Annotated in this window: 2 protein-coding genes and 1 pseudogene; all 3 read right to left on the bottom strand. The window is 61.5% G+C overall.

The features are described from left to right. Window positions 1-374 precede the first annotated feature (374 nt). Window positions 375-1,109 carry a methyl-accepting chemotaxis protein gene (locus IN820_RS22955; RefSeq protein WP_408005231.1) on the bottom strand — a complete coding sequence of 245 codons (735 nt, stop codon included), beginning with the start codon at window positions 1,107-1,109 and terminating at the stop codon, window positions 375-377. A 123-nt stretch (window positions 1,110-1,232) separates the two neighbouring features. Continuing rightward, a pseudogene (locus IN820_RS22950) lies at window positions 1,233-1,919 on the bottom strand (cache domain-containing protein); the annotation flags it as partial. A 187-nt stretch (window positions 1,920-2,106) separates the two neighbouring features. Then, the coding region (locus IN820_RS09585) for an acyl-CoA dehydrogenase family protein (RefSeq protein WP_193680757.1) at window positions 2,107-2,931 on the bottom strand (825 nt) is incomplete at its 5' end.

Genomic DNA, 2,931 nt, shown 5'->3' with positions numbered 1-2,931 from the left:
AATCCGTTCTTATTTCCGGCATCCACGTATCGCCTACGCAGCATGATATGGTGTATTTGATTGCCGGGTTAATAGTTGTTGCTGAAGCGCCAACCCTAAGCGCTGTATCAATCCACTGGCTTTGAGGGCCTCACCTGGCGGTAGCGCTTGCAGCAAGCGTGTTACTTGGTCGCCTGCAACACCTTCAAGCAATGCCTGGCGCAGGGGCCGCCAGCATGAATTCGACAAAAGGCGTCGCCTCCGCTGCCTTGTCAGAAATGGCCAATGCCTCGTAATAAGCCTGTTGCTCGCGAATCGCACTCTCGACTGGCCTGCTTATCCTGTGGGTAAGCCCGCGTACCATGCAGAAACCCCATCACCAGCCCATATGTCGATCAGACACGGAACTGTGCCAATAGACGGCTCAGTTGCGTGGCCATCTGATCCAGACGCTGACTGGCCGCATTGGACTCGGCCGCCACCAGGGCATTGTCATGAGCCAGACTGGAAGTGCGCACGACATTCTGATTGATGTCATCCACCACATGCGATTGCTGCAGGGTCGCACTGGCAATCGATGCCCCCAGCTCACTGATCGTGCGCAGGGCCTCGACAATCTGCTCCAGACTCACCCCGGCCTGGCTGGCCTGCTCCACGGTCGACCGGCACGCTTCATTGCTGTCGTTGATCACCTTTACCGCGGCGTCGGAGTTGCTCTGCAAGCGCTCGATCATCGTCTGTATCTCTGCGGTCGAACTCTGCGTGCGCTGGGCCAGCAAACGCACCTCGTCGGCGACGACGGCAAAACCACGGCCCTGCTCCCCAGCCCGGGCGGCTTCGATGGCGGCATTGAGCGCCAGCAGATTGGTCTGTTCGGCAATCGAGCGGATCACCTCCAGCACAGCCCCGATCCGGGTGCTTTCCTCGGCCAGTGACTGCACGACTTCCACGGCATGGGAGATGGTCGCCGACAATTGATCGATCTGCACCAGGCTGCCCTGGATACTCTGCAAGCCCTGCTCGGCCTGGCGTTCGGCGCTACGTACCTCATTGGCAGAGTGCTCGGCATTCTTGGCCACATCCTGCACGCTGTAGGCCACCTCACTGATGGCCGTGGCCACCTGCTCCATCTGTTGCGACTGCTGACTGCTGTGCTGCTGCGCCGCCCCGGCGTTGTCACGCAGGTGCACCGCCGCCTGCTCCAGTGACTGGGCAGAGCCGAGCAGTTCAGTGATCACCTGACGTACCTTGCCGGTGAAGGTATTGAAGTCCCGTGCAAGCTGGCTCAACTCATCGCGACCAAACACTTGTAGCTGATGCGTCAGATCACCCTCGCCACTGGCGATGGCAGACATCGCCTCGACAGTGTTCTGCAACGGCTGGGAAATGCTGCGGCCAATCAGGCCGATCACAGCCGCCAGCAGCAGTACGATCAGCAGGCATACACCGGCTACCTGCAACAGCGTTTGACGGAACTGTGCCTGGATATCGTCGAGGTACATGCCGGTGCCGAGAATCCAGCCCCAGGGTTCGAACAGGGTAACGTAGGAGATCTTCTCGACTGGCTCGCTCTGCCCGGGCTTGGGCCAGAAGTAGGCGAGCATGCCGGCTCCCTGCTCACGGCCTATGCGCGCCATCTCCACGGTGATCAGCACGCCGTTGCTGTCCTTCAACCCGCTGACATCCTGCCCTTCCAGCTTGGCGCTGAGCGGATGCATGAGCATCACCGGGCGCAGATCATGGATGAAGAAATACTCTCCGCCCGCATAGCGCAGATCCCGAACGACGGCCAGCGCCTGCTGCTGGGCCTGCTCGCGGCTGAGCGCCCCGGCCTGCTCGAGACGATACAGGTGCTCGAGGATTCCCTGGGTGTTTTCCACCGCATTGCGTGTCTGTTCGACCCTGGCGCCGTAAAGGTCGCGGTAACTGCGCTCGAGCATGAGCGCGGACAGTGCCAAAAGCATCGACAAGGCCGCCAATAGCATCAGCCACAGGCGACGACGAATCAGTAGGTTGCGCAAAACGTGCATGGCATTTTCCCTATTGTTGTTATCTGCCAATCAAGCTGTGCCAAATATCCGTGCTTGAAAAAAAACGGGGCAGAACGCTGCCGCCCCGGCGTCACGCTCAAAAGAATGCCTGCAACCCGGTTTGCGCACGACCGAGGATCAGCGCATGCACGTCATGGGTGCCCTCGTAGGTATTCACCACCTCCAGATTGACCAGGTGCCGGGCCACGCCGAACTCGTCGCTGATGCCGTTGCCGCCCAGCATGTCGCGGGCCATGCGCGCCACGTCCAGCGCCTTGCCGCAACTGTTGCGCTTCATGATCGAGGTGATCTCCACCGCCGCCGTGCCCTCGTCCTTCATGCGCCCAAGGCGCAGGCAACCCTGCAGGGCGAGGGTGATTTCGGTCTGCATGTCGGCGAGTTTCTTCTGGATCAGCTGGTTGGCCGCCAGCGGACGGCCGAACTGCTGGCGGTCGAGCACGTACTGGCGGGCGGCATGCCAGCAGAACTCGGCGGCGCCCAGCGCGCCCCAGCTGATGCCGTAGCGCGCACTGTTCAGGCAGGTGAACGGCCCCTTCAAGCCGCGCACCTCGGGGAAGGCGTTCTCTTCGGGGCAGAACACGTTGTCCATCACGATCTCGCCGGTGATCGACGCGCGCAGGCCGACCTTGCCATGGATCGCCGGGGCGGTCAGGCCTTGCCAGCCCTTCTCCAGTACGAAGCCGCGAATCTGCCCTTCGTCGTCCTTGGCCCAGACCACGAAGACGTCGGCGATCGGGCTGTTGGTGATCCACATCTTGCTGCCACTGAGGCGATAGCCGCCATCGACCTTCTTCGCCCGGGTGACCATCGAGCCCGGATCGGAGCCATGGTTCGGCTCGGTCAGGCCGAAGCAGCCGATCCATTCGCCGCTGGCGAGCTTGGGCAGGTACTTCTGCTTGGT

The organism is Pseudomonas lopnurensis (genome assembly GCF_015070855.1).
Lineage (GTDB): Bacteria > Pseudomonadota > Gammaproteobacteria > Pseudomonadales > Pseudomonadaceae > Stutzerimonas > Stutzerimonas lopnurensis.
Note: the sequence above shows the minus strand (reverse complement) of the source record. Positions and strands in the feature narration are given on the sequence as shown.

Bases quoted from the DNA above. Each gene is read 5' to 3' on its own strand.
- IN820_RS22955 (WP_408005231.1), bottom strand. From the start codon at position 1,109: ATGGAGCAGGTGGCCACGGCCATCAGTGAGGTGGCCTACAGCGTGCAG.